Below are 15,625 nucleotides of genomic sequence, written 5' to 3'. Positions count from 1 at the left end.
CGATAACCCATACGACATTCATGACGCAAAGTTGAGCAGTTCAGCGACAGCTCATGAGAGCAGTTCCGTGACAGCTCATGAAATCAGCAACAGTGAAAATCACAAGTCCGGACTCATGGAAATCATGCACTAATTATACTCATATTAATAATACTGATATTAGAAAGACTGATCCCATCAATCTATCGGCGGAATCAGCAAATCCAGGAGAAAAGGTGGTTAGGATGGATGATCCGATGAGAATCAGAAAACAGTATGAGGATTATCTCAGGGAGAAGCTACGTATAGACGTACTGATCCAGAACAATCCATGTGATGTAGGACGGATAAATGAAATCTTTAATCTAATGTTGGATGTTTTGTGTAGCACGGCAAAGACCATCCGGATATCAGGAGATGACAAGCCGATAGATGTGGTAAGGGCTCAGTTTATGAAAATTGATTCAGGACATATGGAATACATACTGGATTGCTTTAAGCATCAAATCACTGATATCAGGAACGTGAAACAGTACCTGCTCGCAACAATCTACAACGCACCATTAACCATCGATCATTATTACACATCCAAGGTCAACTATGACATGGCACATTGAAAGGAGACAAAGACAGTATGAATAGGCAGGCAACAATCATTGCTGTGGTCAATCAGAAAGGCGGAACAGCGAAGACGACAACGGTAGAGAATTTGGGAATTGGACTTTCCAGACATGATAAAAAGGTTTTGCTTATCGATACAGATCCCCAGGCATCACTGACAATCAGCCTGGGGAATCCGAGACCCGACGATCTGGAGCTGACACTCTCAGATCTTCTGAATGGAACAATAAGTGAGAATCCAGTAGCATTGGATGAAGTACTGATCCATCAGCAGGAAGGTGTAGATTTGATTCCTTCGAATATTTCACTTGCAGGACTTGAGGTATCGCTTGTGAATACCATGAATCGAGAGCGCATTCTTAAGCAGTTTATAGAGCCGTTAAGAGCACGATACGATTATATCCTTTTGGATTGCATGCCTAGTTTAGGGATGCTTACAGTAAATTCTTTGTCAGCAGCGGATGCAACACTGATCCCTGTGCAGGCCAATTACTTATCTGCCAAAGGGTTAGAGCAATTACTTTCGACAATAAACCAGGTTAAGCGTCAGATTAATCCCCAGCTGTGTATCGAAGGAATTCTAATCACTATGGTAGATGCTAGAACGAATTATGCCAAGGATATCAGCAAATTAATTCGAGATACTTACCGCGATGACATTAATGTATTTGAAACGGAAATTCCAAGATCTGTAAGGGCTGCAGAGACTAGTGCAGAAGGAAAAAGTATATTTGCCCATGATCCATCAGGAAAAGTCGCTGAGGCGTATGAGGCTTTAACGCAGGAGGTGTTGAACTATGACGAAAAGAGGAACTAACATTAGTTTAAAGGGATATAAAGATATTTTTACAACTGAGGAGAACAGACAAGAGACCGGCGAACATATAGTGAATATTCCTGTGAAGCAGATTCATGAATTCAAGGATCATCCGTTTAAGGTTCAGGATGATGAGGATATGAGAAAGACAGCGGATAGTATACGAGAATATGGGGTGTTGGTTCCGGTTATTGTCCGTCCTGATGGTGACGGAGAATATGAAATGATATCAGGACATAGAAGGAGATACGCATCCATATTAGCTGGCAAGAAAGAAATACCTGCAATTGTCAGAGAGATGGATGATGATACAGCAACCATCCTTATGGTGGATTCCAATCTGCAGCGAGAGCATATTCTTCCGAGTGAACGAGCGAAAGCGTATAAGATGAAAATGGAAGCACTTAAGCATCAGGGCCGAAGAATAGATCTTACTTCGTGCCAAATTGGCACGAAGTTCCGTGCAGATGAAGAATTAGCAAAGCAGACCGGTGAGAGTGCCAGAACGGTTCAGAGATTTGTGAGGCTTAATAACCTTATACCGGAACTTCTTAATCTCGTAGATGAAAAGAAGATCGCCTTTAATCCTGCGGTAGAACTATCTTATATGAAGCCGGAGGAACAGAAAGACTTCTTTGAGGCCATGGAACTGGCACAAACAACGCCATCGCTTTCGCAGGCACAGAGGCTTAAAAAATCTAGTCAGGAAGGAACATGCACTGCTGAACTGATCGAAAGTATTATGGACGAAGAGAAGAAGAATCCACTTCATCGCGTAGTATTTGACAGCAATATACTTCAGAAGTACTTTCCACAGAAAACTTCGGCAAGGGAAATGGAAATACAGATTCTTCAGCTGCTTGAACAGTGGGCTGGGATGAAGGCGTAGCATCATGAATCCAGACTCATGAATTTCATGAGTCTGGACTTATCAATGACTTCAATGCAAGAAATGGAGAAAAAAGGAGAGGATAACTATGATCACAATGAAGATTATTGGAAGTGTATTTCATCTGGCAGTACAGCTTGTACTGTTACCGGCGCAGATTGCATTAACCATGCTTATCTGTATGATGAATTTTGCGAGTGGAGTATTTGACTTTATATTTGGCCTGATAGGCGGTTTTATCATCCTGGCAGGACTGAGCTGCCTGTTTATGTCACCAGTAGAGTGGTCGCTTGTTATCGAAGCAATGGTTGCGGGAATGGTAATTGGTTCTTTCCCAAGGATGATCCGTTATTTTGGTGAAACTGTTTTGATTGGATTAAAGGGATTTCTGGCGAAAATATAAAATTGGAAATACATAGATTATGGCAGCCACGTATACCGGCTGTCGGTGGAATCCTAAAATATGCAAGCATTGCAAAGTATGATACATTATTGGAAGAAGATAAATAATGATTCCAGGTGGTATCAAGCATTTGAGCAGGGACAGGAAAATATCAAACAGATGTGCAAAATAATACACATGTCTCTTGGTATAATGAAGGTACAAACAAAACAAGGGAGCTGCAATTCATGAAGAACTGTGACCTCGGATTAGATATCACGATTCTGGAAAAGCGAAAAATGGTGGCAATCAATCCGGCAATTCGACCATTTTGGTGGTTTGTGAACAGAAAAATGGATGTAAGGAGACCCGGCATGAAGACGAAGAAAATTGTCATAAAAAGTACATCTGGATTTTGTCCTGTGGAATATGCCTATAGCGATAAATTGACTATAACAGCCAATTCCATCGCGTATGAATATAAGCCTTATCTGAAGAGTGACAATTCGTTCAATGTGTACAGGAAGTGGTCATATAAAACGACGAACAGTACTTTGGGCTTGGCGTTTGAGAAGATCGCTGTGGCTGTTGATGAGATATTAAGCCGCGATCAAGAAGCTATGTATTGCGACTGTGGCACTATAGATTTTATTGTTACATACGAAGATGGAAATAAGGTGGTACGTGAATTTGGCGTACCGGCTGATGAATTTGCGGAGTGTTTCAAAATCATCAGAGAAATTATTCCGGTGAGTGAAGAGATCCCTGAGGCAATCAGAATTAGTGAAGATTGTGATGATGAGGATGAGTAAGGCACCGCATAAGGTAAAGCAGGTACTTTTAAAATGAGGAGAGTTGAAGAGTGAGTAATTACTACGTTTTTCGAATAAACTACGATGATCGATTTAAGCTGATTCGTAACGAACTGGTGAGCAAGCATCTGCTGAGACAGGGCTGGGGCACCTATGGCATGGCCATTGATTCTTCGTATGATACGTTTAAGGCAGGCTGGCAGGCTGAATGGGAAAAAGATCTCCCGGACGAAACGATGCGCGCCCGGTACAACAATCTTTCCATCATGCTGGAAATCGAACCAGGAGATTATATTATCGTACCAAAAGTTAGCGTGGAGGAAGATTATGTATGCCGAAGTTTCGTCATCGCAAAATGTAAAAAGAAATACCGTTTTGATGTTCTTTCGGAGGCAGAGGACTTCGGCCATATTATCGAAGTCGAAGATGTATTCAGCTGCAGCTATGATAAGAATCTGCATGCGCAGAATATTAAGAGCAAGTTCATAGCGTACCAGTCTCCACTGAATCGTGTACGGAGTGAATCCTTTAAAGAATCCGTAGATGAACTCGTGCGTCTGCATGCAGAGCAGCCGGACGAATTTGAAAAAGACAGCACAGACCTGATTTCCATGATCAGCCGAGCGACTTCATCAGCGAGAAATCAATATCTCGAGCAGATTAAATCTGCGCTACAGAAGATCGATAATCATAAATTTGAAGACATTATCGGAGAGCTGTTTATAAAGAACGGCTACACGCTGACGGACAACAACTGGTATGACGGGGAAGGCGGCGATGTAGATCTGGTCTTCGAATGCTTTAACCGGAACACCCTGATGTATAACATCTATGAAATCTGCGATGTGAAGATGCCGCATATTTATGTTCAGGCAAAAAAGAAGACGGGTAAAGACACGGGCGATATCGTGGGTGTAGATCAGCTTGTGAAGATGGAGGCGCGCATCCCGGAGAAAAATGCCATTCTGATGGTCATCAATTTGACAGACGAATTCTCCGATGAAGCCAAAGAAAAAGCCGATGAAAACGGAATTATTCTGATTAACGGATTAACATTCGCGTCTCTTCTTGTCAGGTATGGAATAGAGGTTGATATACGATAAAGTACCTGGCTGACAAATCGGGATTTGTAGGAATAGGTATTCAGGAAAATATACAGAAAATCACGCATTTGTGGGGATGATACGAATCGTGTCATACATGTGAAAGAGCGATTCTTACGTCATTTTACGCTTTTTGATAAGGTGAAACCGTCGAAAAGACAAACCAATATAGAAAGGACGTATAATGATGAAAAAGAATGGAAAACAAGTTTTATTTTTTGGAGGTATATTTATTATAGCGTTTGCAATATGGACAGCTTTGATCCAGATGGTAGACGTGCAGCCACTGGGGCAGAATGCAACGAATATTGGATTTGCAACATTCAATTGCTGGTTTCATCGTTTAACAAATGTTAATATGACAATTTATACGATTACCGATTGGATGGGTCTGATTCCTTTAGTTGTATGCCTGATTTTTGCAGGTATTGGACTGGTTCAGTTAATAAAGAGAAGAAGTCTCTTCAAAGTGGATCCCGATATCATTATCCTGGGAGTTTATTATGTTATAGTGATACTGGCATACTTCATTTTTGAGATCATCCCAATCAATTACAGACCAATTTTAATCAATGGAATTATGGAGGCTTCTTATCCTTCTTCAACGACTCTACTGGTATTGTGCGTGATGCCGACTTTGGTTGAACAGATCCAGCGAAGAATGTCATGTTCTACATTGAAAAGAATCATAACGATTCTAGCAATCGCTTTTTCTGCATTCATGGTTATCGGCAGATTGATTTCCGGAGTACATTGGTTTACGGATATTGTGGGTGGTGTATTGTTAAGTGCCGGATTATTTACTGTTTATAAGGCAGTAGTTATGCTAACAATAAAAAAGTGAAATAAAAAAGGAGGTGCAGGAGGTGGAATTCCATGAAAAGCTTCAGGAATTAAGAAAGAGCCGAGGTTTGACACAAGAAGAACTAGCCGAGGCATTATTTGTTTCAAGAACTGCAATTTCAAAATGGGAATCCGGAAGAGGATATCCGAGCATAGATTCATTAAAGGAAATATCCAGATATTTCTCTGTGTCCATTGATGAGCTGTTATCCGGAAATCAGTTGGTTTTGATTGCTGAAAAAGAAAACAAGTCAAATCTCAATGGTCTATGTGACTTGTTATTTGGATTTACCGATTTGCTCTCTTTGATGCTTATTTTTCTTCCATTGTATACCAAACCGGTTGATGGATATATCTATTCAGTAAGTCTTATTGAGTATGTAGATAATGCAATTTGGATTCGTATGACATACTGGGGTCTTTTTATCGCATTAACGATTATTGGAATTGTGAATATTTTAATGGTCAATTTCAAATTTGAAAAGGGAAAAAAGGTGATTACTTTTTTGTCTGTAGGGCTTAGTATTATTACTGTTTTGTATCTGGCGATTGCGAGAGAACCATATGCAGTAACAGTGGCTTTTCTGTTGTTACTTATAAAAGGAGGTCTACTTTATAAACGAGCTATGGCCGGTCGATAAGGAGTTGAGCCATACAAATTCCAGTTTGCAACTCAAGATCGAAGCCAATCAATCAGATTCAGAGATTTGATTCCGTCATAGGATGTAATGAAAGTCGTATCGCACAGAAGGTCATCCTCGTTCACCGTAGAGACAGCTTAAACGTGCCGAAAAACTCCATCATGATCAGCTCATGCATACGGCCGCTGTTGAGTTCCGGTTGAACAGCACCGTCACGAAACTGCTTCATGACGAGCGCTTAAAGCAAAGGATGATCCGAAAGTGGTCAGTTGTAAAAGCTAATTCCAGTTTGTTGCACGGTTAGGCAGCAAGGTATCGCCTTACATCAACAGAGTATTCCGGAGGAAAAGACATGGAAGCAGCCTTTTCGGGGAAACTACCCCCGATATATAAGCGTAATGGCAGAGAATGCTATCTGGATCCTATCCGAAAAAAACTGATTTATATTACGCCGGAAGAAACGGTAAGGCAGAGCGTGATCCTGTATTTGACGGATACGCTGCATGTTCCGATACAGGAAATCATTTCGGAGCAGCACTTATCGCACTATGGCATCACAAGCAAAAAGAGGGCGGATATCGTCATTCATGCGCTGGATGCAGATCAGCAGTCGGTACCGATCGCAGTGATTGAGTGCAAGGCACCCAACGTGTATCTGGACATGAAGGCGAAGGAGCAGATGTTTGAATACTGTGATCTGATGGGTGCTACGTATGCCATGCTTACGAATGGAATTGATCAGTACTGCTTCAGATATGATGCGGAAAAGGATGATTACATAAGCCTGACGACATTACCGGATTATAAGGGGATGCTGTCGGATCAATATGAAGAATGGGATCTCGGAGAGCTTCCACCACGAATCCCATTCGACCGGCTGGAATCCTACCTGAAGAAAGATTTTTCTGATAGAGAAGACGATGATTACGGGGATGGTATCAGCAAATTAACGCCACTAAGTCTCGCCGTTCCGATATTTAATCTGTGGGAAGGTCTGCTGGATACACGCGTCAAGATGCCGACCGGAAAATATGGCCTGTTTGAATTGATTGAAGATTACGGCGTACGAATGTTATCGTATGGCAATGCAGCTGGCGGTAAGGTCTTTGGCCCTTACCGATCGTTTCTCGTGAAGGTCAATGAGAATACAGAATTCTTCTCCATCGGCGTTACAACATATTGTAAAAGCACGAGTCCGGATAAGGTAAAAACCTGCATTGTGGTTGCTCATGATGATGAAAAAGAGGCACATCATGCGTTACAGTTAGTTGTCGAGGATAATGTGGCCATCACTGGTGATAAAGTGAGTTTTTATCATAGTGGGAAAATTGCGGTCGGAAGACAGGGCAGTGGTAAAATTGATGAACTCAGGATGTTTGTCGAAGATCGGTATCCGCGAATCATCAGTGGAAAACGATTCTTTCTCGGCAGTATCGTACATGATCGGCTATGGCGTCTGGATGATCCAGATGTCATTGGGCTTATAGAGAATTTGATTTCATATTCAATCGTTCGTGATGAATATAGAGAATATGTGAAGGCGAAGCGTCATTAAATCAGGTGGCTTAATGACCGAAAGATAGGAAGTTCTTTGACAGTTGGCTCCCATAGCGGTCAGCGATTGTCCACTACGGGTCAAATATTGATTTTGCATTGCTTTTGTCTGTACAAATGTATATGATATAGTTAGAAAAAACTCGAAAGGAGTGTTTACTATGGCAACAAAATCAGCAAATTTATACGCACGCATTGAGCCTGATGTAAAAGAACAGGCAGAAGGAATCTTAGCAGCATTAGGAATTCCTGCATCCAATGCAATAAATATGTTTTACAAACAAATTATTCTTCAAAGAGGACTTCCTTTTGAAGTGAAAATGCCATCCGCTCGTCCTGTAGATGTTAGTGCATTATCAGAAGCACAGATGAATACAGAACTTGAGAAAGGATATGCGGATATGCAGGCAGGTCGTACTAGATCAGCAAAATCTGTTTTTGCTGATATTCGCAAAGATTATGATTTATGATATCGTGATTTCAGATCAGGCCGAGACAGACCTTCGTGAAATTTTCGAATACATTGCTTTTGAACTGCAGGCACAGATGGCAGAATTGTTTCAATCATCTCGAACCAATATCGTGGAACATATACGAAATATCTATGAAGAAGGCGAGTTAGATGAAGATTTAACCTGTCGGAATTTCCGACAGGTTCGAACAGTATAATGAAAAAGAACAGATTTTGGAAGGGGTTTCAGCACACATGATAGAATCTGCCTATGGCGGATTAATGAATTGATTGCATGGGTAGAAGAAGCTACGGCACTTTTGCGACCATCAACTTACTCCTCATCGGAGCAGGTTGATGGTCGTTTGCTTTTGCATTTTCTGCGCCTGAAGATCCCAAGGATCAGAATGATACTTTGACGGATACCAGGAGTGGTTGATTCAAATGATGTACTCACTCATTTATGCCCACGCATCCTCCGCCTTCGGGATCCGGATGCCGGTCAGCAGCTGCTGCTCCCACAGGAACCACTCGCCGGTCGACGGCTTGTTCCGGAGTTTTAGCGGTCTCGGGCTGTCGGCACCACTGCAGGCCACATAGAGCGTAAGATAGCCATCCTCGCTCCGGCTGTTTGCATTCTCCGATACCGAAACACGATACGGAAGTGCCGGCGTGTAGTTATTCTCTGGTGTCGAACCGACAAAATAGGATCGCATCAGATAGGTCTTTCCGCGGAAACGATCCTTGATAAACTGCTTATCCATACCATTTAATGGTCGCGGTCCGCGCAGAAAATCCAGCATCTTTTCGGTCTCTGCCGGATTCTCAGGATAGAGGGCCAGCACAGCGACCGTGAGTGCGGCTACTTCCTCCGGATTCTTCAGTGTTGCCTGTGGCATCGCCTTACATTCTCCCAGTGTCTTCGGAAGGCGGTCCATCGTAATCACGCTCATATCGTACCTCCTTTTCGTTATGTACGGGAACCTTCATCTCGTCCCATACTTACATATCTGCACGGATCATCACAAAAGAGTTTACCTTATAGCTATAGTTTACCATGGCAGGGCACGGATATTTTCTTTTATTTTTATATACGCATATTTTCGATAAAAAAGCGAAGCCAATGTTTCGGATTCGGCAACATTGGCTTCGCTCTTCTCTTTATCCTCGGAAAATGTCTTGTGATGGAATGTGTTTTCTGCTCAGCTATCAGAGGAAACATCCAGGATGACGGCCTGATAGCCTTCCAGCGTGATGGTATCGCCTTCGGTCTTCAGTTGAGGCAGGTTGTTCAGTACGACCTTTCGAATCTTCGACGAGAGGGTCAGAGTCTGGGGCTCGGTTTTGTAGTTTCCGATGACGAGCAGGGTCTGCGCAGCGCTCGTCCGGTAGTAGGCCATGACGCGGTCCTGGTCCTCGAAGACTGGAACCAGATCACCGTAAACGACCGTCTCGGCATAGCGAGGGTCCTTCCGGAGCGCCAGCAGACGACGGTAGTACTGGTAAACGGAATCCGGGTCGTTTTTCTGACTGGCCAGGTTGATTCGCGTGTAATTACGGTTTACAGGCAGCCACGGGGTGCCATCCGTGAATCCAGCATTGGCCGAAGCGTCCCACTGGAATGGTGTCCGGGCGTTATCACGGCTCAGACGGTTGACGGCCTTCAGTGCGGCGTCCGGTGTCAGTCCGGCCTTCCGTGCGACCTGGTATTCATCGAGCGTTGAAATATCGTTTACCTCGCGGATCGACTGGAATTCTACATTTTCCATACCGATTTCCTGACCCTGATAGATAAATGGAAGGCCACGAAGCATGATATTCATGGTGGCCAGCAGCTTCTTCGCAGGGATACTGCATTCACCTTCTGGGATATAGCGGGACACGCCGCGCGGTTCATCGTGATTTTCGATGATATTAGACAGCATACCGATCTCACCGACCTTCTTCTGACTGGCGAAGCAGCAGCTTCGGTAGTCGTTTGGTGTGATTGGTGTCTGGTCGTACCAGCCGTTCCCACTGCCACCGAAGATGGTCTCGTTAAAATCAAACATCGAGGAGAAGTAGCCGTGGTCACCGATGAAATCCGGAAGCTCTTCCGGCTTCTCGTTGAAGACTTCACCGACGGTAAAGGCGCCGTGTGGAAGGAAGCAGCGGTCACGCATCTCACTCAGGAAGGCACCGATGCCGTCGGCGTGCTTCAGCACCTCGCCCGCACTGCACAGGCCATCCGCGCGGTCTGCTGGATAATCCTGCCACGGAAGCGGCTTCTTGATGTTGATGATCGCATCGATGCGGAAGCCGGCGAGCCCCTTATCGAGCCACCAGTTGATCATCGTATAGATTTCCTCACGCAGCTTCGGGTTTTCCCAGTTGAGATCCGGCTGCTTCTTATGGAACATGTGCAGGTAACACTTGTCCGGATGCCCCGGAAGCGGTTCCCAGACACTGCCACCGAAGTAGGAGCGCCAGTTGCACGGCCGCTTTCCATCTGGACAGTCTTCGATGTAGAAGTACTTTCCGTATTCACCTTCCGGATCCTCGCAGGCTTTCCGGAACCACGCGTGCTCATCCGAGCAGTGGTTGACGACGAGATCCATCAGGATGTACATATCGCGTTTTTTCGCTTCCGCGATCAGCCGATCCATGTCCTCCATCGTTCCGAAGCGAGGGTCAATGTTGTAGTAATCTGAGATATCATAGCCCTGATCGGCGAGCGGAGAGCAGTAGATCGGTGAGAGCCAGAGGATGTCGATGCCGAGATCCTTCAGATAATCGAGCTTATCGATGATGCCCGGAAGATCGCCGATGCCGTCTCCGTTCGTATCACAGAAGCTTTTCGGATAGATCTGATAAGCTGTTTTCGTGTGCCACCATTGTTTCTCCATAGTAAGTACCTTCCCCTCGAAAAAATATATACTGTAGATTACATCAGTCGGACGCAAAAGAAAAGAATTTATGGGGGCAGACCCTCTTACGACGCTTTCATAATTTCGTAAGGATTTCTTAATGGGGTCAGACCCCCTTACGAAATTCTTAAGGCCGTCGATGAAACGAGAATATAAAAAGTGCTCAAAACAGAAGATGGAGTTTTGGATATTATTTTGTGCTTTGTAAAATGCACATAAAATAGTTGACCGGATAACCACAAAAATGTGATGGGCAGCATGCTGGATAAGTTGACATTATTTGTATAAGTTGTATAATAACGATACTGGACGAAAGTGTGCGCTTTCGTCGAAACGAATTTTTTTCTATACCATAGGGAGGCATAATGAAAAAACGTATTTTATCACTCGTCGTAGCAGGCGCGATGGCCATGTCACTCGCAGCATGTGGAGGCAGCGGCACACCGGCAGCAACTCAGGCAGCAAGTCAGGCAGCAACCCAGGCAGCAGCTGAGTCAAAGGCGGAGGACAACAAGGGCGGCGCAGATCCGGCACAGGTTGAGCTGAACCTGATCATCGCATCGAACCAGACCTCTGAGGAGAACCCATACTCCATCGGTATGGACGCATTCAAGGATGCACTGGAGGAGGTTTCCGGTGGAAAGGCGACCGCAACCGTTCATAAGGGAACCCTCGGCGAGAACGAGAACGAGCTCGTAGAGAAGCTTTCCATGGGTGCAGCAGATCTCGTTGTTGCATCTCCGGGATTCATGACATCCATCGGTGTACCAGAGGTAGATTTCTTCTCCCTGTACTACATCTTCGACAGCTTCGATCACTGGGAGGCAGCACTTGACGGCGATTTCGGTGCCAAGATGCAGCAGACCATCCTCGACAAGACAAACAACGGCTTCCGTGTTATGAGCTACTGGACCTCTTCCGTACGTGATTACTATGGTAAGAAGGCCATCAAGACACCGGCAGACCTGAAGGGTATGACCATCCGTACACAGTCCTCACAGGTTCAGCAGGAGTTCTGGAAGCAGTGTGGCGCGGTTCCTACCTCTGTTGCATGGGGCGAGCTTTACCAGGCATTACAGCAGGGCGTTGTAGATTCCGCTGAGAACGATTACACATCCTTCATGCTAAAGGAGCACCACAAGACGCCAAACGGCCACTATATCTGTGAGACTCACCACGATTTCACCACCCGTCTTCTCCTCATGGATGGCAACCGCTACAACAAGCTGACCGATGAGCAGAAGGAGTGGGTAGACGCAGCCTGCAAGAAGGCAACCGAGGTTGAGCGTGAGACCGTTTACACGATGTTCAAGACTTCCAAGGAGAAGGTAATTGCGGACGGCGCAGAGGTTACTGCATTTGAGGATATGGATATCGATGCATTCAAGAAGATTGCAGAGCCGATCCAGGAGAAGTTCGCAAAGGACAACGGCATGGAAGAAGAGCTTGAGATGGTAAAGAAGGCAAATCCAGCCAACAAGTAATCATCCGGCATTCGGACATCTGTTTCGATCGAAGCTGAAATTGACAGCGGACATCGAAACAAAGATCAGAAACTGAAACAGATCTCAGACAGAGAAGCGGGCAAACCGTAACGAAGAGCAGATCATCGACGCTGCAGGGAACGGATTGCAGCTTCTCTGTTTTTATCACTACATACTTGGGGTTAAATGATGAAAAAAGCAATTAAAGGTCTGAAAAATCTACAGGTTATGGTCGCAGCTGTATTCCTTTTCATCTTCCTGATGACCGTCGTCATCCAGATGGCGACGAGATTTATGGGAATCGCTGCAACATGGACCGAGGATGTATCGATGTATTCGTTCATCTGGGCAGTATTTATGGGTGGAGCTGCGATGGTTGATGACAAGCGTCACTTCGCATTCACCTCTTTCTATGACAAGTTGAAGAATGAGAAGGCGAAGAGCGTACTTCAGATCGTCATCGACATCGTCATGCTGATTTTCGCTGTGCTGATGCTTGTGTATGGCATTCAGATCACGAAGCAGTTCTGGAACTATACCTGGACGAACATCCCGAGCTTCAAGAGAGGCCCGACCTGGATGTGTCTTCCGATCTGCGGCGGTACCGCCAGCATCTATCTGGTTTATCAGATCTATGAAGAGATTATGAAGCTTGTTCACGGAGGTAAGGCATAATGGGCGCTCTACTGGTTATTTTATTTATCGTATTTGTTGCCATCGGTGTGCCGATTTCCTTCGCACTGGGCGTCGTTTCCTTCACCGGTATCATGTCGATGCCGACGATCCCGAATACGGTTGTATTCACGAAGATGTTCAATGGTATGAACTCCTTCACCCTGCTCGCGGTTCCGCTCTTTATTCTCGCAGCGAACCTCATGAACGAGGGTGATATCACGGACCGTCTGGTTGCCTGCAGTAACGCGCTGGTCGGCCGTTTCCGTGGTGGACTCGCATACTCGAACGTTCTCGTGTCCATGGTGTTCGGTGGTATCTCCGGTTCTTCACAGGCAGATACCGCAGGTATCGGTTCCATCCTGATCCCGGCCATGATCGACACCGGTTATGATGAGGGAACGGCTGTCGGTGTCACCGCAGCATCCTCTACACTCGGGTCGATCATCCCTCCGAGTATCACCATGGTTGTGTACGCGGGTATTGCAAACTGCTCGACGAGTGCCCTCTTCATGTCGGGTCTCTTTCCTGGCATCCTCCTCGGACTGTCTCAGATGGCCGTCGTTAAGACGTATTCCAAGAAGAAGAACTTCCCGAAGATGGACCCGGTTCCTGCAAAGGATGTGGCGAAGCTCGTACTGGATTCTCTTCCGGCACTGCTTTCCCCGGTTATCCTGATCGGTGGTATCGTCACTGGTTTCTTCACGCCGACCGAGGCATCCGCTGTATGCTGCGTATATGCACTTCTGATCGGCCTGTTCTTCTACCGTTCACTGAAGTTCAACATGCTTCCGAAGATCCTGATCGAGACCATGAAGCTGTCCTCCCTTTCCCTGTTTGCACTTGCAACCGCGAACGCACTAGGTGAGCTCCTCAGCTACTATCAGCTGAACATGATCGTACAGTCCTTCTTCGTCTCCATCCCGGGTGGAAGAACCGTATTCCTGATCGTCGTTGTGCTGTTCTTCCTCTTCATCGGAACCTTCATGGATGCGGTACCGGCGATGATCCTGTTCTGCCCGATCATCCTTCCGTCCGCAGCAGCACTCAATATCAGCCCGATCATCCTCGGACTGATCATCATCGTAACCCTGGCCCTCGGCCTCGTTACACCACCGTACGGCCTCTGCCTCCTCATTGCATCGAGTATCGCGAAGATCTCGATCGAGGATGCCTTCAAGGGAACACTACCGTACTTCCTGTCTTCCCTTGCGGTACTTGCGGTTATGATTCTGTTCCCGGACATCTGGCTTCAGATTCCAGCCTTCCTGTTCCCGGCACTGTTTGCATAAGGATACCATGAAGCGTATGTTTATCATGCGCATAACGAAAAAGCTCCCGCGAGGGAGCTTTTTTGATGTCTGCAGTTATAAGGGCAGCTCCCCTTACGGCGGCTTCAACATTTTTTAAGAATTTCGTAATGGGGTCTGACCCCCTTACGAAATTCTTAAGGTGAGGATGGCGCCACGCAGGCAGTGGATCAGAAGAGATCCAGCATGTTGTCGAGGTAGAGTGCCTCGCGCACGTGAATCTGGTATTCCGGGCGGGTCAGGTAGTAGAGCAGGAACTCGAGGATCAGCGCACTGCCGAGGCCCCGCCCCTCGATCTTAAACTGCGAGAAGCCCATCGGAAGATAGACGTTCCGGATATCGTCCAGGCTGATAAAGCCTGGATTCTCCATCGCCTTCGAAAAGCGATAGCCTTCGGCTGCATGCGGGGCAGCGCAGTGATGCTCCGGACCGGGTATCCCGAGGGCGATGCGGCTGACTGCTTCATAGCAGGCCTTTCGGTCCCGACAGCCGAACCAGCAATACTCGTTGCAGAGAAATTCGACCTTGTTCTTCGCTGCCTGTGGCAGTGCACGAAGAGATGGCCATACCTTATTCAGGCGGAAATCCGGCACGACGAAACGAAATTCTGGCCGCGTGAGCTCATGACGAAGCTCTGTGAAATCCGTCAGTACCTTCGTGGTCGAGGAGACGAGATAGAGCTTCGGATAGTGCGTCCGAAGATAATCGATCAGCAGATCGGAGGACACGATCACGCCGTTCGCCGGCGCTGCTCCTTCCGAAAACAGACGGCACAGCGCATTGCAGGCCGGATCGTGCAGATGCTCCGGCTGCAGCAGGGAATTACTGAAGGTAAGGCGGGCAGAGATGCCGTAGTCCCGCATGAGTGTCAGCACATTCTCCGGGGCGGCTGTGCCATCACTGATGCGTCCACCGCTCCAGATCGCGTCGCGCGGTGCGCCATAGATCGAGCCGATCTCGCACCAATCATAGAAGTACGCCCGATGTGCACGGTACAGCGGGAGAAAACGGGCATAGAGCTCATAATATTCGAACAGGCCAGGCAGATGAAACCAGGCTTTTGTGGTGTTTTCGACAGGCATGATACCTCCTTCTATCCGTCAGATGATGTCGACGCATAAAAACTTTACAGCTTCGCACACATAAAGACGGCCCGCCGTT

At 46.2% G+C, this 15,625-nt stretch carries 16 protein-coding genes; 13 read left to right on the top strand and 3 right to left on the bottom strand.

The features are described from left to right. Positions 1–224: 224 nt before the first annotated feature. From ACK8P7_RS03390 to ACK8P7_RS03345, 10 genes are all read left to right on the top strand, one after another. Positions 225–596 carry a DUF6017 domain-containing protein gene (locus ACK8P7_RS03390; RefSeq protein WP_410042815.1) on the top strand — a complete coding sequence of 124 codons (372 nt, stop codon included), beginning with the start codon at positions 225–227 and terminating at the stop codon, positions 594–596. Positions 597–613: 17 nt separating this feature from the next. After that, complete coding sequence (locus ACK8P7_RS03385) at positions 614–1,417, top strand: ParA family protein (RefSeq protein WP_410042814.1); 804 nt, start codon at positions 614–616, stop codon at positions 1,415–1,417. Continuing rightward, positions 1,398–2,306 carry a ParB/RepB/Spo0J family partition protein gene (locus ACK8P7_RS03380; protein WP_410042813.1) on the top strand — a complete coding sequence of 303 codons (909 nt, stop codon included), beginning with the start codon at positions 1,398–1,400 and terminating at the stop codon, positions 2,304–2,306. Before ACK8P7_RS03385 ends, ACK8P7_RS03380 begins: the two co-directional genes overlap by 20 nt. Positions 2,307–2,394: 88 nt before the next feature. Beyond that, complete coding sequence (locus ACK8P7_RS03375; RefSeq protein ID WP_410042812.1) at positions 2,395–2,709, top strand: hypothetical protein; 315 nt, start codon at positions 2,395–2,397, stop codon at positions 2,707–2,709. 353 nt (positions 2,710–3,062) lie between these two features. Beyond that, the gene (locus ACK8P7_RS03370) at positions 3,063–3,500 is read left to right on the top strand and encodes a hypothetical protein (protein ID WP_410042811.1); all 438 of its coding nucleotides are present in this window, start codon (positions 3,063–3,065) and stop codon (positions 3,498–3,500) included. Between the two features lie 50 nt (positions 3,501–3,550). Further along, positions 3,551–4,603 (top strand): restriction endonuclease, encoded by a 1,053-nt coding sequence (locus ACK8P7_RS03365; RefSeq protein WP_410042810.1) that lies wholly within the window; start codon positions 3,551–3,553, stop codon positions 4,601–4,603. Between the two features lie 187 nt (positions 4,604–4,790). Next, positions 4,791–5,447, top strand: a complete 657-nt coding sequence (locus ACK8P7_RS03360; RefSeq protein WP_410042809.1) for a phosphatase PAP2 family protein — start codon at positions 4,791–4,793, stop codon at positions 5,445–5,447. Between the two features lie 22 nt (positions 5,448–5,469). Next, positions 5,470–6,087 carry a helix-turn-helix domain-containing protein gene (locus tag ACK8P7_RS03355; protein ID WP_410042808.1) on the top strand — a complete coding sequence of 206 codons (618 nt, stop codon included), beginning with the start codon at positions 5,470–5,472 and terminating at the stop codon, positions 6,085–6,087. A gap of 352 nt (positions 6,088–6,439) precedes the next feature. Further along, complete coding sequence (locus ACK8P7_RS03350) at positions 6,440–7,642, top strand: type I restriction enzyme HsdR N-terminal domain-containing protein (protein ID WP_410042807.1); 1,203 nt, start codon at positions 6,440–6,442, stop codon at positions 7,640–7,642. Positions 7,643–7,802: 160 nt separating this feature from the next. Further along, positions 7,803–8,111 carry a type II toxin-antitoxin system RelB/DinJ family antitoxin gene (locus ACK8P7_RS03345; RefSeq protein ID WP_410042806.1) on the top strand — a complete coding sequence of 103 codons (309 nt, stop codon included), beginning with the start codon at positions 7,803–7,805 and terminating at the stop codon, positions 8,109–8,111. Positions 8,112–8,553: 442 nt separating this feature from the next. Here ACK8P7_RS03345 and ACK8P7_RS03340 read toward each other — a convergent pair whose 3' ends face one another. After that, on the bottom strand, positions 8,554–9,045 hold the full coding sequence (locus ACK8P7_RS03340) for a DUF6935 domain-containing protein (RefSeq protein WP_410042805.1): 492 nt from the start codon (positions 9,043–9,045) through the stop codon (positions 8,554–8,556). A gap of 249 nt (positions 9,046–9,294) precedes the next feature. Beyond that, positions 9,295–10,977, bottom strand: coding sequence for an alpha-glucosidase (locus tag ACK8P7_RS03335; RefSeq protein WP_410042804.1), 1,683 nt, complete (start codon positions 10,975–10,977; stop codon positions 9,295–9,297). A 386-nt stretch (positions 10,978–11,363) separates the two neighbouring features. Here ACK8P7_RS03335 and ACK8P7_RS03330 point away from each other — a divergent pair, with 386 nt between their 5' ends. The 3 genes from ACK8P7_RS03330 to ACK8P7_RS03320 all read left to right on the top strand — a co-directional run bounded on the left by ACK8P7_RS03330 (position 11,364) and on the right by ACK8P7_RS03320 (position 14,446). Then, complete coding sequence (locus ACK8P7_RS03330) at positions 11,364–12,482, top strand: TRAP transporter substrate-binding protein (RefSeq protein ID WP_410042803.1); 1,119 nt, start codon at positions 11,364–11,366, stop codon at positions 12,480–12,482. 228 nt (positions 12,483–12,710) lie between these two features. Further along, positions 12,711–13,157: a TRAP transporter small permease gene (locus tag ACK8P7_RS03325; protein ID WP_410042802.1), complete on the top strand. Its 447-nt coding sequence runs from the start codon at positions 12,711–12,713 to the stop codon at positions 13,155–13,157. Continuing rightward, complete coding sequence (locus ACK8P7_RS03320) at positions 13,157–14,446, top strand: TRAP transporter large permease (RefSeq protein ID WP_410042801.1); 1,290 nt, start codon at positions 13,157–13,159, stop codon at positions 14,444–14,446. The genes ACK8P7_RS03325 and ACK8P7_RS03320 overlap by 1 nt, the downstream gene beginning before the upstream one ends. A gap of 188 nt (positions 14,447–14,634) precedes the next feature. Here the strand turns inward: ACK8P7_RS03320 and ACK8P7_RS03315 are convergent, their stop codons facing one another. Then, positions 14,635–15,546 (bottom strand): hypothetical protein, encoded by a 912-nt coding sequence (locus ACK8P7_RS03315; RefSeq protein ID WP_410042800.1) that lies wholly within the window; start codon positions 15,544–15,546, stop codon positions 14,635–14,637. Between the last annotated feature and the right edge of the window lie 79 nt (positions 15,547–15,625).

The organism is Oribacterium sp. P9 (genome assembly GCF_046365365.1).
Lineage (GTDB): Bacteria > Bacillota > Clostridia > Lachnospirales > Lachnospiraceae > Oribacterium.
The sequence above is the reverse complement of the archived record's forward strand: the minus strand, read 5'-3'. Positions and strand labels throughout refer to the sequence as shown.